This window comes from Leclercia adecarboxylata, assembly GCF_023639785.1.
Lineage (GTDB): Bacteria > Pseudomonadota > Gammaproteobacteria > Enterobacterales > Enterobacteriaceae > Enterobacter > Enterobacter adecarboxylatus_D.
The window spans coordinates 4,276,759-4,298,696 of the sequence record NZ_CP098325.1 but is presented as its reverse complement, the minus strand read 5'-3'; the positions used below and the strand labels follow the sequence as shown (position 1 = coordinate 4,298,696).

General features: G+C 57.1%; 21 protein-coding genes. 15 read left to right on the top strand and 6 right to left on the bottom strand.

Annotated features, from left to right (window positions below; genetic code table 11):
* Window positions 1-221 precede the first annotated feature (221 nt).
* Window positions 222-782 carry an ADP compounds hydrolase NudE gene (nudE, locus tag NB069_RS20385; RefSeq protein ID WP_039031517.1) on the top strand — a complete coding sequence of 187 codons (561 nt, stop codon included), beginning with the start codon at window positions 222-224 and terminating at the stop codon, window positions 780-782.
* Between the two features lie 40 nt (window positions 783-822).
* On the opposite strand, the gene mrcA is transcribed toward nudE, so the two are convergent.
* Window positions 823-3,375 (bottom strand): peptidoglycan glycosyltransferase/peptidoglycan DD-transpeptidase MrcA, encoded by a 2,553-nt coding sequence (mrcA, locus tag NB069_RS20380; RefSeq protein ID WP_250586416.1) that lies wholly within the window; start codon window positions 3,373-3,375, stop codon window positions 823-825.
* A gap of 120 nt (window positions 3,376-3,495) precedes the next feature.
* Here mrcA and pilM point away from each other — a divergent pair, with 120 nt between their 5' ends.
* From pilM to trpS, 12 genes are all read left to right on the top strand, one after another.
* On the top strand, window positions 3,496-4,278 hold the full coding sequence (gene pilM, locus NB069_RS20375) for a pilus assembly protein PilM (protein WP_250586415.1): 783 nt from the start codon (window positions 3,496-3,498) through the stop codon (window positions 4,276-4,278).
* Entirely contained in the window at window positions 4,275-4,814 is a 540-nt protein-coding gene (locus NB069_RS20370) for a PilN domain-containing protein (RefSeq protein ID WP_250586414.1), read from the top strand. Before pilM ends, NB069_RS20370 begins: the two co-directional genes overlap by 4 nt.
* Window positions 4,798-5,259, top strand: coding sequence for a hypothetical protein (locus tag NB069_RS20365; protein WP_250586413.1), 462 nt, complete (start codon window positions 4,798-4,800; stop codon window positions 5,257-5,259). Before NB069_RS20370 ends, NB069_RS20365 begins: the two co-directional genes overlap by 17 nt.
* Window positions 5,249-5,641 (top strand): HofP DNA utilization family protein, encoded by a 393-nt coding sequence (locus NB069_RS20360; RefSeq protein ID WP_250586412.1) that lies wholly within the window; start codon window positions 5,249-5,251, stop codon window positions 5,639-5,641. The genes NB069_RS20365 and NB069_RS20360 overlap by 11 nt, the downstream gene beginning before the upstream one ends.
* Window positions 5,556-6,791 (top strand): DNA uptake porin HofQ, encoded by a 1,236-nt coding sequence (gene hofQ, locus NB069_RS20355; RefSeq protein ID WP_250586411.1) that lies wholly within the window; start codon window positions 5,556-5,558, stop codon window positions 6,789-6,791. The genes NB069_RS20360 and hofQ overlap by 86 nt, the downstream gene beginning before the upstream one ends.
* Window positions 6,792-7,087: 296 nt before the next feature.
* Window positions 7,088-7,609, top strand: coding sequence for a shikimate kinase AroK (gene aroK / locus NB069_RS20350; protein WP_010436374.1), 522 nt, complete (start codon window positions 7,088-7,090; stop codon window positions 7,607-7,609).
* Window positions 7,610-7,666: 57 nt separating this feature from the next.
* Entirely contained in the window at window positions 7,667-8,755 is a 1,089-nt protein-coding gene (gene aroB, locus NB069_RS20345; RefSeq protein WP_250586410.1) for a 3-dehydroquinate synthase, read from the top strand.
* A 92-nt stretch (window positions 8,756-8,847) separates the two neighbouring features.
* Window positions 8,848-10,128, top strand: coding sequence for a cell division protein DamX (gene damX / locus NB069_RS20340; protein WP_250586409.1), 1,281 nt, complete (start codon window positions 8,848-8,850; stop codon window positions 10,126-10,128).
* A gap of 67 nt (window positions 10,129-10,195) precedes the next feature.
* A complete protein-coding gene (dam, locus tag NB069_RS20335; RefSeq protein WP_250586408.1) occupies window positions 10,196-11,008 on the top strand; it encodes an adenine-specific DNA-methyltransferase in 813 nt (270 codons plus the stop codon).
* Window positions 11,009-11,049: 41 nt separating this feature from the next.
* Entirely contained in the window at window positions 11,050-11,727 is a 678-nt protein-coding gene (rpe, locus tag NB069_RS20330) for a ribulose-phosphate 3-epimerase (protein ID WP_250586407.1), read from the top strand.
* Window positions 11,720-12,481, top strand: coding sequence for a phosphoglycolate phosphatase (gph, locus tag NB069_RS20325; protein WP_250586406.1), 762 nt, complete (start codon window positions 11,720-11,722; stop codon window positions 12,479-12,481). The genes rpe and gph overlap by 8 nt, the downstream gene beginning before the upstream one ends.
* Window positions 12,474-13,478: a tryptophan--tRNA ligase gene (gene trpS / locus NB069_RS20320; RefSeq protein WP_250586405.1), complete on the top strand. Its 1,005-nt coding sequence runs from the start codon at window positions 12,474-12,476 to the stop codon at window positions 13,476-13,478. The genes gph and trpS overlap by 8 nt, the downstream gene beginning before the upstream one ends.
* Before the next feature lie 125 nt (window positions 13,479-13,603).
* On the opposite strand, the gene NB069_RS20315 is transcribed toward trpS, so the two are convergent.
* The 4 genes from NB069_RS20315 to nirB all read right to left on the bottom strand — a co-directional run bounded on the left by NB069_RS20315 (window position 13,604) and on the right by nirB (window position 18,284).
* Window positions 13,604-13,774 carry a YhfL family protein gene (locus NB069_RS20315; RefSeq protein ID WP_250586404.1) on the bottom strand — a complete coding sequence of 57 codons (171 nt, stop codon included), beginning with the start codon at window positions 13,772-13,774 and terminating at the stop codon, window positions 13,604-13,606.
* Window positions 13,775-13,908: 134 nt separating this feature from the next.
* Entirely contained in the window at window positions 13,909-15,282 is a 1,374-nt protein-coding gene (cysG, locus tag NB069_RS20310; protein WP_250586403.1) for a siroheme synthase CysG, read from the bottom strand.
* Between the two features lie 135 nt (window positions 15,283-15,417).
* On the bottom strand, window positions 15,418-15,744 hold the full coding sequence (gene nirD, locus NB069_RS20305; RefSeq protein WP_250586402.1) for a nitrite reductase small subunit NirD: 327 nt from the start codon (window positions 15,742-15,744) through the stop codon (window positions 15,418-15,420).
* Window positions 15,741-18,284 (bottom strand): nitrite reductase large subunit NirB, encoded by a 2,544-nt coding sequence (gene nirB, locus NB069_RS20300; RefSeq protein ID WP_250586401.1) that lies wholly within the window; start codon window positions 18,282-18,284, stop codon window positions 15,741-15,743. The genes nirD and nirB overlap by 4 nt, the downstream gene beginning before the upstream one ends.
* A 240-nt stretch (window positions 18,285-18,524) precedes the next feature.
* Here nirB and NB069_RS20295 point away from each other — a divergent pair, with 240 nt between their 5' ends.
* Window positions 18,525-19,841, top strand: a complete 1,317-nt coding sequence (locus NB069_RS20295) for a cytosine deaminase (protein ID WP_250586400.1) — start codon at window positions 18,525-18,527, stop codon at window positions 19,839-19,841.
* Between the two features lie 3 nt (window positions 19,842-19,844).
* On the opposite strand, the gene tsgA is transcribed toward NB069_RS20295, so the two are convergent.
* Window positions 19,845-21,029 carry an MFS transporter TsgA gene (tsgA, locus tag NB069_RS20290; RefSeq protein ID WP_250586399.1) on the bottom strand — a complete coding sequence of 395 codons (1,185 nt, stop codon included), beginning with the start codon at window positions 21,027-21,029 and terminating at the stop codon, window positions 19,845-19,847.
* 278 nt (window positions 21,030-21,307) lie between these two features.
* On the opposite strand from tsgA, the gene ppiA reads away from it, so the two are divergent.
* Window positions 21,308-21,880 (top strand): peptidylprolyl isomerase A, encoded by a 573-nt coding sequence (gene ppiA / locus NB069_RS20285; protein ID WP_250586398.1) that lies wholly within the window; start codon window positions 21,308-21,310, stop codon window positions 21,878-21,880.
* The last annotated feature ends 58 nt before the right edge of the window (window positions 21,881-21,938 follow it).

Here is a 21,938-nt window from a genome sequence, read left to right as displayed (position 1 = left end):
GCAATTTGAAGCGCATCCCAGTCATGGCTGATGATAACAAAGGCAACCGTGGCGGAATATCAGCAAATTCCTGGAACAATTTCAACCTATTGACTTTTGACTTGAAATGAGGAATGAATCTCATAAAGTTGCAATAATGTAAATAAAGCGCGATTGACATTGCCGAAACCGTGCGGCATATCGCACAATGACGCCAGTTCACCCAGCAAAGACCCGTCAAAATGAGCAAACCCTTACAAAAGCCCACCATCCTGAATGTTGAAACCGTCGCCAAATCGCGCCTGTTTAACGTTGAGAGCGTGGACCTGGAGTTTAGTAACGGCGTGCGCCGCGTCTACGAGCGTATGCGTCCCTCCACGCGCGAAGCCGTCATGATTGTGCCCATTGTCGACGAGCATCTGATTTTAATCCGCGAGTACGCGGTAGGAACAGAATCTTACGAGCTGGGCTTCTCGAAGGGGCTTATCGATCCGGGCGAGTCGGTTTATGAGGCTGCCAACCGTGAGCTGAAAGAAGAGGTCGGTTTTGGTGCGAAGGAACTCACCTTCCTGAAAAAGCTCAGCATGGCGCCTTCTTATTTCTCCAGCAAAATGAATATTGTGCTGGCGGAAGATCTCTATCCTGAGTCGCTGGAAGGCGATGAGCCCGAGCCGCTGCCGCAGGTACGTTGGCCGCTGGCGCATCTGATGGATCTGCTGGAAGAGCCCGATTTTAACGAAGCCCGGAACGTGAGCGCGTTGTTCCTGGTACGTGAATGGCTGAAAGGGCAGGGAAGGCTGTAGCGGAACATCCCCCTCTCCACAGGGAAAGGGGGACGATGTATCAGAAGAGCTCTTGCGTTTCGCCGTTATCAATCAACGTTGTACCCACCTCATGCACCACCTGATGCGTTGGCTGCGTGCCTTCGATGAAATACTCTTCGCGACTGTTACCGCCGTTAGCCAGCTGACCGCTGCTGCGATCGATATTGACCGTAACGATGCCCGGTGGAGGCGTGAGCGGCTCCTCCGGTACGCCATCCAGCACGATCTTCATAAAAGCATCCCACGCAGGCTGAGCGCTTTTGGCCCCGCCTTCGTAACCGGAGATCTGATCTTTGATCGCCCCGGACGCCGTGGTACGGCCTAAATCACGACGGTGATCGTCAAAGCCGATCCACACCGACGTCACCGCACCCGGACCGTACCCGGAGAACCATGCATCTTTTGAGCTGTTGGTGGTCCCGGTTTTGCCGCCGATATCCTTACGCTGAAGATCACGACCCGCACGCCAGCCTGTGCCCTGCCAGCCCGGTTCACCAAAGATATTGCTGTTTAACGCGCTCTTGATCAGGAACGCCAGCGGGGTGTTAATCACGTGCGGGGCATATTCCTGAGCACCGGTCTGGGCAACCAGCGCCTGGTTCGCCTGCTGGAGCTGCGGCATCGGCACTGCCGCATTTTGCTGCTCCCGAGAAATTGCGACATCTTCCATGTCCTGGTTGTTCAGCGCCTCTGACTTAGGCGTGTCACCGTAGATCACCGGAATATCACACTCTGCGCAGGCGATTTTCGGTCTGGCGTCAAACAGCACGCCGCCCTGGTCGTTCTCGATTTTGCTGATGAAGAACGGGTCGACCAGGAAGCCGCCGTTGGCCATTACCGCATAGCCGCGCGCGACCTGCAGCGGGGTAAAGGACGCGGAGCCCAGCGCCAGCGACTCGGTGTGCACGATATTCTGTGCCGGGAAGCCGAAGCGCTGCAGATACTCTGCCGCATAATCAACGCCCATGGCACGCATGGCGCGCACCATTACCACGTTTTTCGACTGGCCCAGCCCCTGACGCAGGCGAATCGGACCGGCGTACTGTGCCGGTGAGTTTTTCGGACGCCAGTCGGAACCGGCCCCGGCATCCCAGCGGGAGATCGGCACGTCATTGAGGATACTGGCGAGGGTCAGCCCCTTGTCCATTGCTGCTGTGTAGAGGAAGGGTTTGATATTGGAACCGACCTGACGCAGCGCCTGAGTGGCACGGTTAAATTTGCTCTGGTTGAAGTCGAAACCGCCAACCAGCGCCAGCACCGCGCCGTTATGCGGATCGATGGAAACCAGCGCCGAGTTAACGTCAGGAATCTGCCCCAGCCACCAGGCGTCGTTCACCTGGCGAACCCAGATTTGCTGGCCCACCTGGACTGCATCGGTCACTTTACGCGGGGTTGCACCCTGCTGCGTATCAGAGCGATACGGACGCGCCCAGCGCACCCCTTCCATCTGCAGCGACACCGAGGTGCCGTCGGCGAGCATCGCCGTGGCTTCCTGCGGATTAGCCTGGGTCACCACGGCCGCGACGAACGGCCCGTAGCCCGGCAGCGGCTTCAGGGTGTCGGTGATTTTTTTGCTGCTCCACGCGGCTTCACCCACTTTCCACAGCACGTTTGACGGGCCGCGGTAGCCGTGACGCATATCATAATCAATCACGTTGTTACGCACTGCCTGCTGCGCGCCCTGCTGGACGTGGCGGCTGATGGTGGTGTAGACGCGGTAGCCATCTTCGTAGGCCTGCTCGCCGTAGCGGGAGACCATCTCCTGGCGAACCATCTCGCTGAGATACGGTGCGGAGAAGGCAATTTCCGGCGCATGGTAGTTGGCATCAATCACGTCATTGCGCGCCTGATCGTACTGCGCCTGGGTGATGTAGCCCTCGCTCAGCATACGCGACAGCACCACGTTGCGACGCGCCGTAGCGCGATCCAGGGAGTAGAGCGGGTTGAAGGTTGAAGGCGCCTTTGGCAGACCGGCGATGGTAGCCATCTCGCTCAGGGTGAGCTGTTCAATAGACTTACCGAAATAGACCTGCGCCGCCGCGCCCACGCCATAGGCACGGTAGCCGAGGTAGATCTTGTTGAGGTAAAGCTCAAGGATCTCATCTTTGTTCAGCAGTTGCTCAATGCGGATCGCAAGGAACACTTCCTTAATCTTACGCATCAGCGTTTTTTCAGGACTGAGGAAGAAGTTACGCGCCAGCTGCTGGGTGATGGTACTCGCCCCCTGTGAAGCATGGCCGGAGAACAGCGCTACGCTTGCGGCACGGAAAATCCCCACCGGGTCAACGCCGTGGTGCTCATAAAAGCGGCTGTCTTCGGTGGCAATAAAGGCTTTCACCATTACTGGCGGAATTTGATTCAGCGTCAGCGGGATACGGCGCTTTTCACCGTACTGGGCAATCAGCTCGCCATCGGCGCTATAAACCTGCATCGGGATCTGAAGTCGTACATCACGAAGCGTAGCGACATCAGGTAGTTGCGGCTCAATATATTTGTACAAACCAAAAATCGAGCCTGCTCCAAGCAGAATGCAACAGACTGCAAGGATCAATAAATACTTTACGAACTTCACTGGAGATTTCCCATTTAGTTTGAACTGGGCAGTTTCTAAACAATCGCGCGGTAGTATAAAGGCAAGCCTGTAGCATTGATATAGCCGTCATCCCCAGGGACGATAAGGAGATCGTGAAACATGGCATTTAAAACATGGAAAACAGGCGTTCATATTCAACAGGATAAGGTTCTGGCCGTCGCGCTGGTGCGCGAAAAATCGGGGTGGGGGCTGCGGCGCTGGTGGCAGCTTCCCCTGGCCAAAGGCATTATCCGCGACGGGCAAATTCTTCAGCCCGAACAACTGGCTGCGGCGCTGCGCGAGTGGCGCCAGCTGTTGCCCCATCAGCATCAAATATTTCTCGCCTTTCCGGCCGCCCGCACCCTGCAACGCACGCTGCCGCGCCCGGCGATGACCCTGCGTGACAGTGAGCAGACGGCCTGGATTGCCTCTGCCTTGAGCCGTGAACTGGAGATGGCACCCGATACCCTGCGTTTTGACTATGCGGAAGATACCTTCAGCCAGACCTTTCAGGTCACTGCCGCACAAAACAAGGAGATCGACGCGCTGCTGGAGCTGGCGCGAGTCCTGCGCCTGCAACTCACCACCATCACGCCCGATGCCGGGGCGCTGGCGCATCTGCTGCCTTTTGTGCAGGCCCCGGCCCAGTGCGTCGCCTGGCGCGATCGGGATCAGTGGCTCTGGGCGATGCGTCACCAGTGGGGCAGGCGAGCGCTGGCGGAGGCGCCCGATGTCGAGCGGCTGGCCGCGCTGCTGGCGCTCAGGGTTGAGGAGATTGCCTGCTGCGATATGGCCAGTTTCGATCCCTGGTGCGTGGTGCCTCACCGACAGCCGCCGCTACCTGAAAATGGCGCGGATTTTAGCGTCGCGCTGGCGCTGGCAGCGGGAGGTAATCCGGTATGAGGAGCGCCAACCTGCTGCCGTGGCGTCAGCAACAAAAACGTCACTGCCTGCGTTTCTGGGCCGGGATGTTTACCGGCTCGCTGCTGTTAACGCTGATGCTCTGGACGGCTCTCAGGGTCAACTCATCTCTGCAGGTGCAAATTTACGCGCAGCGACAGGCCAGCGATCTGGCGCTGCGACAGGGGCTAACGCTGCGGCAAAAGCAGTGGACGGCGTTCAGCGTTCAGCGCCAGCAACGACAGCGCTGGGCACAGCAAAAAGCTAAGACGGCAGCCTGGCAGGCGGAGCTTACCGCCTTAGCCCAGGCCCTGCCGGAGCAGGCATGGCTGGCGCAGCTACGCTTTCAGCAGTCCACGCTCTCATTGAGCGGGTACGCTACCACCTTACCGGCACTGGCGGCGCTGGAGACGGCGCTACGCCAGCTGCCCGGACTAAGGCCGGGCGCGCCGGGAGAGATGCGCCAGGACGCGCAGGGACGCTGGCAGTTTAGCTGGACGCTCACCCGAAAGGAGCAGGCTGATGCGGATCCATCCTGAAATCTGGTATGCATTGTCTCCACGCTGGCGCGGTTTGTGCTGGCTCATCTGCTCAGGGCTAATGCTGCTCTGCGCGATCGGCGCGCAGCTGCACATTCAGCATCAACAGCTCACGACGCAGCAGGCTCAGCAGATGCAAGACGCGGCCCTCAACGCCCGCTTATGGGCCGCGGTGCGTAAGCTCCCGCCAGCAGAAGACACCCCATCGACCGTGGCGCCACCTCCTTTTTCGCCGCTGGAGTTCAATACCGCTGAGATGCAGATGGTGCGCTGGCAGCCCGCCAGCGCTGGCGGAGAGCTGGTGGTGGATGCGGTATGGCCGCAAATTCCCGCGCTGTTTTCCACTCTCGCCCGGCGCGACGTGGCGGTCGTGCGTTTTAGCCTCCAGCCAGAACAGCAAAAGCTACGGCTCACTTTGCAACTGGAGCGCCAGAATGCGGGTTAGCCGGGGCGTGCTGCTTTTACTGCCGCTGCTTCTTGGCATGCGCGATCCGTTTCAGGCCCCGGTTTCACGCTGCCCCGACGCCGCCCTGAGCCAGTGGCGCTATGCCGGGCTGGTGTCCGGTGCGGTGCCGGTAGGGATCGTCAGGGATGAAAGGTCGCGCTGGCTGCGCGTGCGTCGCGGCGCCACGCTGCCTCAGGGCTGGCGGGTAATAACGCTGGATGAAAAGGAGCTGGTTATTGATACGTCTGAGGCCTGTGACCAGCCGCTGTGGCGATGGCAACGACAAGGAACAAAAAATGAAAACATGGATCGTGGCACTGCTGCTGATCGGCAGCCGGACACTGGCAGCGGAACCGGCGGCAGTCAATCTGGTGGTGGATGATGTGCCGGTGGCCCAGCTTCTGCAGGCGCTGGCGGAGCAGGAGAACCGCAACATGATTATCGCGCCGGACGTAAGCGGCAATGTCTCGCTGCGTCTGCAGAAGGTGCCCTGGCTACAGGCGCTACAGACGGTGGTCACCAGCGCCGGGCTGGTAATGCGCCAGCAGGAGGGCATCGTTTATATCCATAGCGCCGCCTGGCAACAGCAACAGCAGGCGAGAAAGGAGGCGGAGCGGGCGAAGCGCCAGCTCAGCGTGCCGCTGGAGGCGCGCGGCTTTCCTCTCTCCTATGCGGATGCGGGCGATCTCCAGCAGGCTGCTGAAAAGCTCCTTAGCCCCAAAGGCAGCCTCGCCGTGGACAAACGCACCAATCGTCTGCTGGTGCGCGACACCCGGGCTGCGCTGGACGCATTACAGCACTGGGTGACGCAGATGGATCTGCCGGTTGCCCAGGTCGAGCTGGCGGCGCACATCGTCAGCATGAGTGAAAAAAGCCTGCGCGAGCTAGGGGTGAAGTGGAGTCTGGCCCAGGCGCAGCAGGCCGGTAAGCCAGGGCAACTGACGATACTCAGCACCGATCTTGCCGTTAACGCCGCCACCACGCAGGCGGGCTTTAATATCGGGCGGATTAATGGCCGGCTGCTGGATATTGAACTCTCCGCCCTCGAACAAAAGCAGCAGGTGGATATTATCGCCAGCCCGCGACTGCTGGCATCCCACATGCAGCCCGCCAGCATCAAGCAGGGCAGCGAGATACCTTATCAGGTCTCCAGCGGAGAGAGTGGCGCGACGTCGGTGGAGTTTAAAGAGGCGGTGCTGGGCATGGAGGTGACGCCGGTGGTGCTGGCCAACGGTCGGGTACGCCTGAAGCTGCGCATCAGCGAGAACAGTCCGGGCCAGGTGCTGCAGCAGGCCGACAGTGAAACCCTGACGATCGATAAGCAGGAGATTGAAACCCAGGTAGAGGTCAAAAGTGGTGAAACGCTGGCCTTAGGGGGAATTTTTTCTCAACGACATAAAAGCGGAAGCGAAAATGTGCCAGGCTTGAGCCGTATTCCTCTCCTGGGGCAGCTTTTTCGCCATCAGGGTAAAGACAACGAGCGCCGGGAGTTAGTGGTTTTTATCACCCCGCGTCTGGTTGCCACGCCATAATGGGCAGAAATGCCCCACGTGATTTTGCATTCTGTTTGTTGCAGATGTTTGACGTGGGGCATGAATTAGCATACAAGGAGTACCGATTTGAGAATCAGCTTACCTAATCTCACGCCTTATTAACTTAAGCGGCAAGCCTGGTGATTTATTCTGTTGCCAAACAAGCTGGAGTATTGAGATAATTTTTAGTCTGACTCTCGCTCTATCGCATATGAGGTTTCAGTTCATGTCCTGTTACGCCAGGTATCGGCGAAGCGGGTTTACCATTAACGAATAGTCTTAGTAGTACCGAAAAAATGGCAGAGAAACGCAATATCTTTCTGGTTGGGCCTATGGGTGCCGGCAAAAGCACTATTGGGCGCCAGTTAGCTCAACAACTCAATATGGAATTTTACGATTCTGATCAAGAGATTGAGAAACGAACCGGAGCTGATGTGGGCTGGGTCTTCGATGTAGAAGGCGAAGAGGGTTTCCGTGACCGAGAAGAAAAAGTCATCAATGAACTTACGGAAAAGCAGGGCATTGTGCTGGCTACCGGCGGCGGCTCTGTAAAATCTCGCGAAACTCGCAACCGTCTCTCCGCCCGCGGTGTCGTGGTCTATCTCGAAACGACCATCGAAAAACAACTGGCGCGTACGCAGCGTGATAAAAAACGCCCGTTGCTGCAGGTTGAGACGCCTCCACGTGAAGTTCTGGAAGCCCTGGCTGGTGAACGTAATCCGCTGTATGAAGAGATTGCTGACGTCACCATTCGCACAGACGACCAGAGCGCAAAAGTGGTCGCAAACCAGATTATTCATATGCTGGAAAGCAACTGATTCTGGCTTTATATACACTCGCCTGCGGGTAAAAGCATTTAAGGTGGATGTCGCGCTATGGAGAGGATTACAGTCACTCTCGGTGAACGGAGTTACCCTATCACTATCGCGGCTGGTTTGTTTAACGACCCAGCTTCCTTCTTACCACTGAAAGCGGGTGATCAGGCAATGCTGGTCACCAATGAGACTCTGGCTCCGCTTTATCTCGACCGCGTGCGTCAGCTGCTCGAACAGGCTGGCGTGAAGGTCGACAGTGTGATTCTGCCTGATGGCGAGCAGAATAAAAGCCTGACGGTACTTGATACCGTCTTCAGCGCATTACTGCAAAAACCGCACGGTCGCGACACGACACTGCTGGCATTAGGCGGCGGGGTCGTTGGCGATCTTACGGGGTTTGCTGCGGCGAGCTATCAGCGCGGCGTGCGTTTTATTCAAATTCCTACCACGCTGTTGTCGCAGGTCGACTCTTCGGTTGGCGGCAAAACCGCCGTAAACCATCCGCTTGGCAAAAACATGATTGGCGCGTTCTACCAGCCCGCTTCGGTGGTGGTGGATCTCGACTGTCTGCAAACGCTGCCTGAGCGTGAACTGGCTTCGGGCCTGGCGGAAGTAATCAAGTACGGCATTATTCTGGATGGCGAGTTCTTCAGCTGGCTGGAAGAGAATATGGACGCCTTATTGCGCCTGGAGGGTCAGGCGATGGCGTATTGTATTCGCCGTTGTTGTGAGCTGAAAGCAGAAGTGGTTGCCGCAGACGAGCGCGAAACAGGCTTACGTGCTTTACTGAATCTGGGGCACACCTACGGTCATGCTATCGAAGCTGAAATGGGCTACGGTAACTGGCTGCATGGCGAGGCCGTGGCGGCGGGAATGGTAATGGCCGCACGTACCTCGGAGCGTCTGGGTCAGTTCAGCAAGGCGGATACACAACGCATTATCACGCTGCTTGAGCGCGCCGGTTTGCCGGTGACGGGGCCGCGAGAAATGTCTGCGCAGGCCTACTTGCCGCACATGATGCGTGATAAAAAAGTCTTAGCAGGCGAGATGCGTCTGGTACTCCCGCTTGCAATCGGAAAGAGTGAAGTTCGTGGCGGTGTGCCGCACGATGTCGTTCTTGGCGCTATTGCTGATTGCCAGCAAGCGTAACTATTAGAAAGGTCCGGCTGCGGTAAAACGTAGCCATTTTGCTTCAGGTGATATGCAAAGTTGTAGGCATAAGCCTTTTAGTGGGGTGTTAAATGGATGAATTCAAACCAGAAGACGAGCTGAAACCCGATCCCAGCGATCGTCGTACTGGTCGTACTCGCCAATCTTCAGAACGTGATAACGATCCGCAAATTAACTTTGATGAGGTCGATCTGGACAATGACGATCCTCGTCCTTCGCGTGGCCGCGCTGCCCGCAACGAGCGTGACGAAGAGGATTATGAGTCCGAAGAAGATTCAATGGACGAAGAGCCCGTAGAGCGTCGCCCGCGTAAGCGTAAAGCTGCTCCGGCGAAGCCCGCTTCCCGCCAGTACATTATGATGGGTCTGGGTGTGCTGGTCCTGCTGCTGCTGATTATCGGCGTCGGCTCAGCACTGAAAGCCCCGTCCACCACGCCTGCTGAACAGACCGCTTCCGGTGAGAAGAGCATCGATCTTTCCGGCAGTGCTGCCGATCAGGCGAATGGCACGCAGCCTGCGCCAGGCACCACTTCTGCAGAGAATACCGCCGGGAATACCCAGCAGGATATCTCTCTGCCGCCTGTTGCCTCCACGCCTACTCAGGGCCAGGCTCCGGCGACCCCGGAAGGCCAGCAGCGTGTTGAAGTGCAGGGCGATCTGAATAATGCCCTGACGCAGCCGCAGAACCAGCAGCAGATTAACAACGTGGCGGTCAATTCCACGCTGCCGACCGAGCCTGCCACCGTCGCGCCGATTCGTGGTGCCAGCGGGCAGCAGCAGACGGCGGCCACAGAATCTGCGCCACGCCAGACTAAGCCTGCACAGCATCAGGAACGTAAGCAGACGGTCATCGAGCCGAAGCGTGAAGTGAAGCCACAGCCCGTTGCCAAAGCCGAAGCGCCGAAAGCGGCCGCGCAGCCGAAGCACACTGAAACGGCAACCAGCGCCCCGGTCAAAGCGCCAGCGGCAACCGTGACGGCACCGAAAGCGACGGCTACGCCTACGGCAACCGCATCGACGCCTGCCGCCGCGGCGCCGGCAGCCTCTGCAAGCACCGGGAAATCGACAGGCAACGTGGGTTCACTGAAGTCTGCGCCATCCACCAACTACACGTTGCAGCTGAGCAGCTCTTCCAGCTATGACAACCTCAACGGTTGGGCGAAAAAATCGAACCTGAAAAACTTCGTTGTTTACGAGACGACCCGTAACGGCCAGCCGTGGTATGTGCTGGTGAGCGGCGTGTACTCTTCGAAAGATGAAGCCAAACGCGCGGTTGCCACGCTGCCAGCCGACGTTCAGGCGAAAAACCCGTGGGCGAAGCCGATCCGTCAGGTTCAGTCCGATTTGAAGTAATCTGTGAAGCGCAGGATGCTGTCGGAGCTTTCTCCACAGCCGGAGAAGGTGTAATCAGTTAGTCAGCATGAAAAAAAATCGCGCTTTTCTGAAATGGGCAGGGGGGAAATACCCCCTGCTCGATGATATTCAAAAACACCTGCCAGACGGCGAGTGTCTTGTCGAACCCTTTGTTGGCGCGGGCTCGGTATTTCTCAATACCCACTACTCCCGCTATATCCTTGCGGATATCAACAGCGATCTCATTAGCCTCTATACCATCGTCAAAGAGCGTACCGATGAGTACGTCGATGAGGCGCGCAAGCTGTTTACCCCAGAGAACAACAACCCGGACGTTTACTATCAGTACCGTGCGGAGTTTAATCAGAGCCAGGATACGTTCCGCCGTGCGCTGTTGTTCCTCTATCTTAACCGCCATGGCTACAACGGCCTGTGCCGGTATAACCTGCGTGGCGAATTCAACGTGCCGTTTGGTCGCTACAAGCGTCCTTATTTCCCGCAGGCCGAGTTGTATCACTTTGCTGAAAAAGCGCAGAATGCGGAGTTCCACTGCCTCTCGTATGAAGAGTGTATGGATAAGGCTGACACCAATTCGGTAGTCTACTGCGATCCGCCTTACGCTCCACTGTCGGCAACGGCGAACTTCACCGCGTATCACACCAACAGCTTTAGCCCTGCCGAGCAGGCGCGTCTGGCGGAGATGGCGGAAAAACTGGTCAGCAAAAGTATCCCGGTGTTAATTTCGAATCACGACACGCCCGATACGCGCGAATGGTACAAGGCCGCACAGCATTTTCAGGTCAAAGTCCGGCGCAGCATCAGCAGCAACGGCGGTACACGTAAAAAGGTGGACGAACTGCTGGCTCTCTATCTGCCCTGAGCCGTTTCGCCCGCCGTTAAACAAAGTTCAAGGAGATGCGGATGAAACAGTATTTGATTGCACCCTCAATTCTTTCGGCTGATTTTGCCCGGCTGGGCGAAGACACCGCGAAAGCACTGGCTGCCGGTGCGGATGTCGTTCATTTCGACGTTATGGATAACCACTACGTGCCTAACCTGACCATCGGCCCGATGGTCCTGAAGGCGCTGCGCAACTATGGCATCACCGCACCCATTGACGTGCATCTGATGGTGAAACCGGTTGATCGCATCGTGCCGGACTTTGCCGCCGCGGGCGCCAGCATCATCACCTTCCATCCTGAAGCCTCCGAACACGTTGACCGCACGCTGCAGCTGATCAAAGAGCACGGCTGTAAAGCGGGCCTGGTCTTTAACCCGGCCACGCCGCTCAGTTATCTTGATTACGTCATGGACAAGCTGGACGTGATCCTGCTGATGTCCGTAAACCCGGGCTTTGGCGGGCAGTCCTTCATTCCGCAAACCCTGGATAAGCTGCGTGAAGTACGCCGCCGCATCGATGAGTCTGGCTTTGATATTCGCCTCGAAGTGGATGGCGGCGTGAAGGTGAGCAACATTGGCGAAATTGCTGCGGCGGGCGCGGATATGTTTGTCGCGGGGTCGGCAATCTTCGACCAGCCGGACTACAAAAAAGTCATCGATGAAATGCGCAGTGAACTGGCGAAGGTAAGTCATGGATAATTTGCAGGCAATTCGGGGTGTTGCATTTGACCTCGACGGTACGCTGGTGGACAGCGCACCGGGTTTAACGGCGGCAGTCGATCAGGCGCTGTACGCGCTGGAGCTGCCGGTCGCGGGCGAAGAGCGCGTGATTACGTGGATCGGTAACGGGGCGGACGTGCTGATGGAGCGCGCGCTGACCTGGGCCCGTCAGGAACGCGCGATTCAACGTGCGGCACAGGGTAAGCCGGGTGTCGATCATGCGGATATCCCGCAGGAAGAGCAGGTCCGTATCCTGCGTAAGCTGTTTAACCGCTTTTATGAAGAGACGGTGGAAGAGGGCAGCTTCCTGTTCCCGGATGTCGCCGGTACGCTGAGCGCACTGCATGCCAAGGGTATGCCGCTGGCGCTGGTGACCAACAAGCCGACGGCATTCGTCGCGCCGTTACTGGAAGCGCTGGATATCGCCCACTATTTCTCGGTGATTGTCGGTGGCGATGATGTGCAGAATAAGAAACCGCATCCGGAACCGCTACTGCTGGTGGCAGGAAAATTATCTTTATCGCCTGAAGCCCTGCTCTTTGTCGGTGATTCGCGCAATGATATTCTGGCTGCCAGGGCCGCAGGCTGCCCGTCCGTTGGCCTCACCTATGGTTATAACTACGGTGAATCCATTACGCTGAGTGAGCCGGATTTTGTCTTCGACCACTTCAAAGATTTACTGCCCGTTCTCGGGCTTACGCACAGTGAAAATCAGGAATTGAAAAATGACTAAGCCCATCGTATTTAGTGGCGCACAGCCCTCAGGTGAACTGACCATTGGCAACTATATGGGTGCGCTGCGTCAGTGGGTGAACATGCAGGATGATTATCACTGTATCTACTGCATCGTTGACCAGCACGCCATTACCGTGCGCCAGGATCCGCAGCAGTTGCGTAAAGCGACGCTCGACACCCTTGCGCTGTATCTGGCCTGCGGTATCGATCCTGAGAAAAGCACCATTTTCGTTCAGTCCCATGTGCCGGAACACGCGCAGCTGGGCTGGGCATTGAACTGCTACACCTATTTCGGCGAACTGAGCCGCATGACCCAGTTCAAGGATAAATCATCCCGTTACGCTGAAAACATTAACGCCGGTCTGTTCGACTACCCGGTGCTGATGGCCGCTGACATCCTGCTGTACCAGACCAACCAGGTCCCGGTGGGGGAAGACCAGAAGCAGCACCTGGAGCTGAGCCGCGATGTCGCGCAGCGCTTCAATGCGATCTACGGCGACATCTTTAAGGTGCCAGAGCCGTTTATTCCAAAGTCCGGTGCCCGCGTGATGTCCCTGCTGGAGCCAACCAAAAAGATGTCCAAGTCAGACGATAACCGCAACAACGTTATCGGCCTGCTGGAAGATCCGAAAGCGGTCGTTAAGAAGCTCAAGCGTGCGGTTACCGACTCGGACGAGCCGCCTGTTGTGCGTTACGACGTGCAGAACAAAGCGGGCGTCTCTAACCTGCTGGATATTCTCTCTGCCGTGACGGGTCGCAGCATTCCAGAGCTGGAGCAGCACTTTGAAGGCAAAATGTATGGTCACCTGAAAGGTGAAGTGGCTGACGCGGTGTCCGGCATGCTCACCGACCTGCAGGCGCGCTATCACCAGTTCCGTAATGACGAAGCCTTCCTGCAGAAAGTGATGAAAGAGGGCGCAGAGAAAGCCAGCGCACGTGCCTCTGAAACGCTGAAAGCGGTGTACGAGGCGATTGGGTTTGTGGCTAAACCTTAAGCTTGTTTGCCGGGTGGCGGCTTCGCCTTACCCGGCCTACGGGGCAGTGTAGGCCGGGTAAGCGTAGCGCCACCCGGCGAAAAAAAAACCGGGAAATTCCCGGTTTTTTTATGCCTGAAAAAGGCTTACTGATTTGCTGCCGGGCCACAGCCGCCGATGATCTTGGAGACAGAGATCGCCGGGTGCAGCAGGTAATCGTAGCTGCAGTTATTTTTGGTGTTTTGCACGTGGCCGGTGCACGCTGTCAGAGTTGTTAAGATGCCTGCAACCAGGGCAATCTTTGCCAGTTTGAACATAACGCTTCCTTGTGTATAACATGAGGGAATATATAGAAAATATGCTTTCGCGGAAGGTATGTTATCGACAGCGGCAAGAGAGGAGTAGTCCATAACAGGACTACTCATTGAGCGGGGTTTATGTTCAGTCTGTCTTAATGGTTGGAGAACCAGTTGAGTCTGTCACGCAGCGCCACCACGCGGCCTACGACGATCAGCGCCGGGCTTTCAACCTGCCGGGCCAGCTCGCCAAGCTGGGTTAACACGCCGCTGACCACGCGCTGTTTGATCGACGTGCCGTTCTCCACCAGCGCAACCGGCATTTCTGCTTCCATCCCGTGTTCCAGCAGTTTGGCCTGAATGGTCGCCGCCTGATTTAACCCCATATAGAACACCAGGGTCTGTTGCTCTGCGGCCAGGTTATGCCAGTCCAGTTCGCAGCCGGTTTTCAGGTGGCCAGTCACAAGGCGCACGCTCTGGGCGTAATCACGGTGGGTCAGCGGAATGCCGGAATAGGCGGAACAGCCAGAGGCGGCGGTAATGCCCGGCACCACCGAGAACGGAATGCCCGCGTCACACAGCGTCTCGAGTTCTTCGCCGCCGCGTCCGAAGATAAAGGGATCGCCGCCTTTCAGACGCACCACGCGTTTACCCTTTTGCGCTTCACGAAGCAGGATCTGGTTAATCTCTTCCTGCGGAACGCAGTGATAACCGGCGCGCTTGCCGACAAACACCCGATCGGCATCCCGGCGTACCAGGTTCATGATGTCGTCGGAGACCAGACGGTCATAGACCACGATATCGGCCTGCTGGATCTGCTGCAGTCCTTTCAGGGTTAACAGACCGGCATCTCCCGGCCCGGCGCCCACCAGCACCACTTCGCCACGGTGATCGAGCGGTGCATTCAACAGCTGCTCGGTGGTCTCGTCCACGGCTTTCCGATCCTGGTTAGCCAGCGACTGCGCCAGCCGGTCGTTGACGAAGAATTTTTCCCAGAAGCGACGGCGTTCGCCTACGGTGGCGTACTGCTTTTTCACCCGCGCGCGCAGCTGCCCCGCATAGTGGGCCACCTGGCCTAAATGCTGCGGCAGAATCGCCTCGAGCTTTTCGCGCAGCAGGCGTGCCAGCACCGGCGAGGTGCCGCCGGAGGAGACGGCGACCATCAGCGGCGAGCGGTCAATAATCGACGGCATGATGAAACTTGCCTCTTTCGGCGCATCCACCACGTTGCAGAAGATCCGCCGGGTTTCACAGGCGTCACTGACGCGCTGGTTAACCGCATCGTCATCGGTGGCGGCGATGGTCAGCCAGCAGGTATCGAGCAGGGATTCGTTGAACTCACCTTCAACAAGGGTGAGCATCCCTTCCTGCGCCCAGACGGTAAATTGCGGGGCGAAGTCGAGGGCGTTAACGGTGAGTCGGGCACCTGCGTCTAACAGCAGGCGGGCTTTGCGCTCAGCCACATCGCCACCACCCACGAGCAGGCAGTCGCGATGGCGTAATTGACAGAAAATCGGCAGGTGATCCACGACATTACCTCACAGCATTCATGGCGGGGGAGAAGAATTGACGTCAGGATAACAGCAGGAAATGTACAGAACATACGGTTTTTCCTGCCGTTACCCATAAGGGGTCATAAGCCTTTCGTATTGATAAGGTGAGGGTTAGCCTCTCAACTGCACCTTGCCGTCCTTCACGCGCACGTCATAGTGCTTCACGGAGTGGCTTTCATCTTCCATGCAGTGACCGTCGCTCAGGCGGAAACGCTGCTTTTTCAGCGGGCTGGCAACCCACAGCTCGCCCTGATGTTCCGCAATGATCCCGCGAGACAGCACGCTGGCTTCAAAGAACGGGTCGATATTGCTGATGGCAAAAACCTGTTCGTCGTGACGCGGACGGAAAATGGCAACCTGCTCATGACCCAACAGCGCGCACACGCCGGTGGCAGGCAGGATCTCGTCGATGTTGCAGATGTTTACCCACTGGCTCATGCGTTTTCCTCCACCAGAGTAACCGGAATGCGTTCATACGGCGTCGCCGGACGATGCTGTTCGCGCTCAGGCACCACCTGCACGCTCGGGTCGCGCTGGTCGCTGTTGATAAAGTGTTTGAAGCGAACCTGCGCCGACGGCGTGTTGACGGTTTCGGTCCATTCGCAAATTACGGCATCGCGCAGGCGGGCCATCTCTTCTTCCAGCGTTGCGTTCAGGCCCAGCTTGTCGTCGATGATGACGGACTTCAGGTAGTCGATGCCGCCTTCCAGGTTATCCAGCCACGGTGCGGTACGGGTCAGTTTGTCTGCGGTGCGGATGTAGAACATCATGAAGCGGTCGAGGTATGCGATCAGCGTTTCACGATCGATATCCGCCGCCAGCAGATCCGCATGACGCGGTTTCATCCCGCCGTTACCACACACATACAGGTTCCAGCCTTTCTCAGTGGCGATGATCCCCACGTCTTTACCCTGCGCTTCAGCACATTCACGGGTACAGCCAGAGACGCCGAACTTCATTTTGTGCGGGGTACGGATGCCTTTGTAGCGGTTTTCCAGCTCGACGCCGAAGCCGACGCTGTCGCCCACGCCGTAGCGGCACCAGGTGCTGCCGACGCAGGTTTTCGCCATACGCAGCGCTTTGGCATAGGCATGGCCGGTTTCGAAGCCCGCTTCAATCAGCTGGCGCCAGATCTCTGGCAGATCGTCTTTCTGCGCACCGAACAGGCCGATACGCTGGGAGCCGGTGATTTTGGTGTAGAGGTTAAATTCGCGTGCGATGCGACCTACCGCCACCAGCCCTTCCGGGGTAATTTCGCCCCCGGCAGAACGAGGGATCACGGAGTAGGTACCGTCTTTCTGGATGTTCGCCAGGAAGTTGTCGTTGGTGTCCTGCAGCGGGGTGTGCTGCGGCTTGAGCACGTACTCATTCCAGCAGGAGGCCAGCAGGGAACCGACGGTCGGTTTACACACTTCGCAGCCATAACCCTGGCCGTGTTTCTGTAGCAGTTCGTCGAAGGATTTGATGCCTTCAACGCGGATAAGGTGGTACAGCTCCTGGCGAGAGTAAGCGAAGTGCTCGCACAGGTTGTTGTTGACTTCGATACCCTGTTTCGCCAGCTCGGCGTTCAGCACCTGGGTCACCAGCGGGATACAGCCACCGCAGCCGGTACCGGCTTTGGTTTCGGCCTTCAGCGCCGCGACGGTGTGGCAGCCCTTGTTGATGGCGGCAACCAGCATGCCTTTAGTGACGTCGAAGCAGGAGCAGATCTGCGCGCTGTCTGGCAGCTTATCGACACCGATAGAGGGCTTACCGCTGGCCGCGTGGGCAGGCAGGATGAGCGCATCCGGGTTCTCCGGCAGTTCGATAGCGTTCAGCACCAGCTGCAGCAGGTTGCCGAAATCGCTGGTATCACCCACCAGCACCGCACCGAGCAGGGTTTTGTTATCCGGGCTGACGATAAGACGTTTATAAACTTCTTTGCTTTCGTCGAGGTAGACGTAGCTGCGGGAGCCTGGCGTGCGGCCATGCGCATCACCAATACCCCCGACGTCAACGCCCAGCAGCTTCAGCTTGGCGCTCATGTCCGCCCCGGTGAAGGCATTTTCATTGCCGAGGATATGGTCGGCAGCCACCTGCGCCATTTTGTAGCCCGGCGCAACCAGACCGTAGACGTGATTTTCCCAGCTGGCGCATTCGCCGATGGCGTAGATATCCGGATCGGAAGTCTGGCAGGTGGCGTTGATCATGATCCCGCCGCGCTGGGCCACGGCCAGACCGCACTGGGTAGCCAGCTTGTCGCGCGGGCGAATACCGGTGGAGAAGACGATAAAGTCGACTTCCAGCTCGCTGCCGTCGGCGAAGCGCATGGTTTTACGCGCCCCGGTGCCTTCCTGCACGATCTCTTTGGTATTTTTGCTGGTGTGAACTTTCACACCCATGCTTTCAATTTTACGCTTCAGCTGCTCACCACCCATGTGGTCAAGCTGCTCTGCCATCAGCATCGGGGCAAATTCGATGACGTGGGTTTCAACGCCTAAGTTTTTCAGCGCGCCAGCGGCTTCGAGGCCGAGCAGGCCGCCGCCGACAACCGCGCCGCGTTTGCTGCGACGGGCGCAGGATTCAATGGCGTTGAGATCTTCGATGGTGCGATAGACGAAGCAATCCTGAGTTTCCGACCCTTTGATGGGTGGGATCCACGGGTATGAGCCAGTCGCCATGATCAGCTTGTCGTAAAAAACCGTGCGTCCCGCACTGGAATGAATCACTTTTTCCTGACGGTTGATGGTGATCGCGCGCTCGCCCACCAGTACCTTCACGCCATGTTTCTCGTAAAAACCTTCACGCACTAAAGAGAGCTCTTCGGCAGTGTGGTGAGAGAAATAGGAGGAGAGGTGCACGCGGTCGTACGCCTTACGGGGTTCTTCACAGAACACGGTAATGTCGAACCGGGCGGCGTCGGCTTTATCAAGAAGATCCTCAATAAAGCGGTGGCCGACCATGCCGTTACCGATAATAGCGAGTCTGACTTTGCTCATTTTTGCCTCGATTTCTTTTCTATTACTGCCTACCTTAACGATTCAGCAAAGCCGCTTATTGATGCAAATCAAATACGCCTTCCACTACTCCTTAATGGGTAGATCTTTGATTTGTCAGGTTTTTTATAAGTAGTGGAAATCTCAGGCTTTTCGTAATCGATGATTTTGTGTACAAAATAGAAGGCTAATTTTTGCTTTCAGTTACTCCTGAATTTCAGCCCCCATTTTAGGGAGAATATGATGTCTACAGCACCGCTATGGCTTATCCAGAACGTCCGTTTACCGGGGCGTGACGGCTTATGGCAACTGGCTATTGAGAACGGTCATTTTGGCGAAATCACCCCGACGGGCGAAAAGCAGAGCGAGAGCTATGAGGTGTTAAACGCCCGCGGGGGGTTAGCTATTCCGCCGTTTATCGAGCCGCATATCCACCTGGATACCACCCAGACCGCGGGGGAGCCGAGCTGGAATCAGTCCGGGACGCTGTTTGAGGGCATTGAACGATGGGCGGAGCGCAAGGCGCTGCTCAGCCACGAGGATGTTAAAGCCCGGGCCTGGAAAACCCTGAAGTGGCAGATCGCCAACGGCATCCAGTTTGTGCGCACTCATGTTGATGTCTCCGACCCGACTCTCACCGCCCTCAGGGCGATGCTGGACGTTAAGCGGGAGGTCGCGCCATGGGTTGAGCTGCAAATCGTCGCGTTCCCGCAGGAGGGGATCCTCTCCTATCCCAACGGAGCCGCGCTTCTGGAGGAGGCGCTACGGCTGGGGGCCGACGTGGTAGGCGCTATCCCGCATTTTGAGTTCACCCGGGAATACGGCGTGCAGTCGCTGCATATCGCTTTTGAACTGGCGAAGAAATATGACCGCCCGTTGGATATTCACTGCGATGAGATCGACGACGAGCAGTCGCGGTTTGTCGAAACGGTAGCCGCGCTGGCGTATGAAGCGGGGATCGGCCCGCGCGTTACCGCCAGCCATACCACCGCAATGCACTCCTATAACGGCGCCTATACCTCACGGCTGTTTCGTCTGTTGAAGCTCTCCGGGATCAACTTCGTTGCCAATCCGCTGGTGAATATCCACCTGCAGGGGCGCTTTGATGACTATCCAAAGCGGCGCGGCATCACCCGGGTGAAGGAGTTACTGGAGGCGGGGATTAACGTCTGCTTCGGCCATGACGACGTGTTTGACCCCTGGTATCCGCTGGGTACCGGCAATATGCTGCAGGTTCTGCATATGGGGCTGCATGTCTGCCAGATGATGGGCTATCAGCAAATTGATAGCGGCCTTAACCTGATCACCCACAACAGCGCGCGCACCTTTGGGTTGAATGATTACGGTATCGAAACGGGGAACCCGGCGAATCTGATTATTCTGCCAGCGGAAAGCGGCTTTGAAGCGGTGCGCTGCCAGGTGCCGGTGCGCTGGTCGATTCGTCAGGGCAGGGTGATTGCGACGACCCAGCTGGCGCAGACCTGGGTACAGATGGACAGCGGCGGGGAAGAGGTGTTCTTTACCAGAAACAGCCCCTTTACCGAGCGCAAAGGGGCTTAAGGGTTAGTGAGCCGCTGCCGCCGCGTTGTGCTGGCGGTGGCGGGTCACAAAGCCCAGCACCAGACACATCACAAACACCACGGCATAGAGACCGTTAGCGGTGTGTAACGCCGCCAGCGGGCCGCTGTGGGCCACAATCGGGCCGGTTACCACGAAGGTCAGCATGGTGCCGATAGTGCCGCAGGTCAGCACGAAGTTAACCAGCTTCGGCGAAGCCACTTTGGTCTGCAAAGAACCCAGGGTGATGATCGAGGTGTAAATGGCGCTGGAGAAGAAGCCGAGCGTCAGAATGAACCACGGCATCTGCTCCGGGGAACCGTTGATGAACAGGTACATCAGCACGGTCGCGGCGCCGGCCAGTACGGTGAGGATCCGCTGCAGATCGAAGAAGCGCAGGATAAAGCTGAACGCCCACATGCCGAACATGTATGACATCCAGAAGTCACTCACCAGTTTACCGGCATCATTCAGGCTCATGCCCAGACCTTTCGCATACTCTGGCACCCAGGAGATAAAGCCCAGCTGGCCCAGGATGTAGCACAGGGCGGCGATGGAGAGGAACAGCACGCCAATACCCCATTTTTCTTTCGCGACCGGTTCGCTGGTGGTCTGCGCTTTTTTACCCAGTACCGGGAAGTCGCAGCCGAAGGTCAGAATAAAGATCGCCACGTAGACCAGACCGATGCAGGCATAGACCCAGTACCACTCGATGCTGCGGGCCAGCAGCGCGGCGGCCACCATCGGGAAGATCATCCCGGCCATGCTGAAGAAGGAGTCGGTGAACAGCAGTCGCGCGCCGCGCTGGCGGCCTTCATACATATGGGTAATGAGGAAGGTCCCGATGGACATGGTGATCCCGCTGACCAGCCCCAGCACAAACATGGCGGCGGAGAACAGGGCAATGCTGTGGCTAAGCATCAGGCCCGCCACGGCAAGCACCATCAGCACAAAGCCAAAACGCAGTTGGGTTTTCAGCGGGACGATTTCCATCAGCCAGGCGTTAAGGAAAATGGAGATCAGGATCCCGGCGTTAAGGAAAGTAAAGGTGTTACTCATGCTGGAAACGGGCAGGTTGAAATAGTCTGCGATATTTCCCATCACCATCCCGGTGACAATTACCAACGCACCGGTGAGGGCGTAGGAGAAGAAGCTGATCCATGTGAGCTTGATACGGTTGCTGTTAGTCATGACTGGCCTGTGAATAGATATGTAAAGCGCGTTGACTGCGCTGCGAGCGGCCAGATTTTAGTCGCGAATGTGATCTAATTAAATCTTTTAAGATAAATTATTCATCAATTGCATAAAAATAAGTGATATGAATCACGTTAATATCGCTGGCGTGAATTTGCCCGGCGGTTACATCTGTTTCAAATTGGTAAAATTAGGTAAATGGCTGGCCTACGTTCATACTGCTCTTTAGAATCAAGCCATTCGCTTTCTTTACTGCGCTTTGTTAAGGAATTCTCATGCTCAAATCAACCCTGGCGGCTGTCGCGGCTGTACTTGCTCTTTCAGCCCTCTCTCCTGCTGCGCTGGCAGCGAAAGGAGACCCGCACGTTCTGTTGACCACCTCTGCCGGTAACATTGAGCTGGAACTGAACAGTCAGAAAGCCCCTGTTTCTGTGAAAAACTTCCTCGATTACGTGAACAGCGGTTTTTATAACGGCACCACTTTCCACCGTGTAATCCCAGGCTTTATGCTGCAGGGCGGCGGCTTCAACGAGCAGATGCAGCAGAAGCAGCCGAACCCGCCTATCAAGAACGAAGCCGATAACGGCCTGCGCAACACCCGCGGCACCATCTCAATGGCGCGTACCGCCGATAAAGACAGCGCTACCAGCCAGTTCTTCCTCAACGTGGCGGACAACGCTTTCCTCGATCACGGCCAGCGTGATTTCGGCTATGCGGTATTTGGTAAAGTTGTGAAAGGCATGGATGTGGCCGATAAAATTTCTCAGGTGCAGACGCATGACGTAGGCCCTTACCAGAATGTGCCGACAAAACCGGTTGTTATCCTCTCTGCGAAAGTCCTGCCTTAATCCCTTTTGGCGCGGGCAGACGTTGCCCGCGTTGCCTGTATCTCCCTGCGAAACCGCA

Excerpts from the sequence above, each read along its gene's own strand:
- nudE (WP_039031517.1), top strand. The coding sequence starts at position 222 with ATGAGCAAACCCTTACAAAAGCCCACCATCCTGAATGTTGAAACCGTC.
- nirB (WP_250586401.1), bottom strand. The coding sequence starts at position 18,284 with ATGAGCAAAGTCAGACTCGCTATTATCGGTAACGGCATGGTCGGCCAC.
- gph (WP_250586406.1), top strand. The coding sequence starts at position 11,720 with ATGGATAATTTGCAGGCAATTCGGGGTGTTGCATTTGACCTCGACGGT.
- dam (WP_250586408.1), top strand. The coding sequence starts at position 10,196 with ATGAAAAAAAATCGCGCTTTTCTGAAATGGGCAGGGGGGAAATACCCC.
- NB069_RS20315 (WP_250586404.1), bottom strand. The coding sequence starts at position 13,774 with ATGTTCAAACTGGCAAAGATTGCCCTGGTTGCAGGCATCTTAACAACT.
- NB069_RS20360 (WP_250586412.1), top strand. The coding sequence starts at position 5,249 with ATGCGGGTTAGCCGGGGCGTGCTGCTTTTACTGCCGCTGCTTCTTGGC.
- NB069_RS20295 (WP_250586400.1), top strand. The coding sequence starts at position 18,525 with ATGTCTACAGCACCGCTATGGCTTATCCAGAACGTCCGTTTACCGGGG.
- pilM (WP_250586415.1), top strand. The coding sequence starts at position 3,496 with ATGGCATTTAAAACATGGAAAACAGGCGTTCATATTCAACAGGATAAG.
- nirD (WP_250586402.1), bottom strand. The coding sequence starts at position 15,744 with ATGAGCCAGTGGGTAAACATCTGCAACATCGACGAGATCCTGCCTGCC.
- NB069_RS20365 (WP_250586413.1), top strand. The coding sequence starts at position 4,798 with ATGCGGATCCATCCTGAAATCTGGTATGCATTGTCTCCACGCTGGCGC.
- aroK (WP_010436374.1), top strand. The coding sequence starts at position 7,088 with ATGGCAGAGAAACGCAATATCTTTCTGGTTGGGCCTATGGGTGCCGGC.
- NB069_RS20370 (WP_250586414.1), top strand. The coding sequence starts at position 4,275 with ATGAGGAGCGCCAACCTGCTGCCGTGGCGTCAGCAACAAAAACGTCAC.
- rpe (WP_250586407.1), top strand. The coding sequence starts at position 11,050 with ATGAAACAGTATTTGATTGCACCCTCAATTCTTTCGGCTGATTTTGCC.
- damX (WP_250586409.1), top strand. The coding sequence starts at position 8,848 with ATGGATGAATTCAAACCAGAAGACGAGCTGAAACCCGATCCCAGCGAT.
- aroB (WP_250586410.1), top strand. The coding sequence starts at position 7,667 with ATGGAGAGGATTACAGTCACTCTCGGTGAACGGAGTTACCCTATCACT.
- hofQ (WP_250586411.1), top strand. The coding sequence starts at position 5,556 with ATGAAAACATGGATCGTGGCACTGCTGCTGATCGGCAGCCGGACACTG.
- ppiA (WP_250586398.1), top strand. The coding sequence starts at position 21,308 with ATGCTCAAATCAACCCTGGCGGCTGTCGCGGCTGTACTTGCTCTTTCA.
- tsgA (WP_250586399.1), bottom strand. The coding sequence starts at position 21,029 with ATGACTAACAGCAACCGTATCAAGCTCACATGGATCAGCTTCTTCTCC.
- trpS (WP_250586405.1), top strand. The coding sequence starts at position 12,474 with ATGACTAAGCCCATCGTATTTAGTGGCGCACAGCCCTCAGGTGAACTG.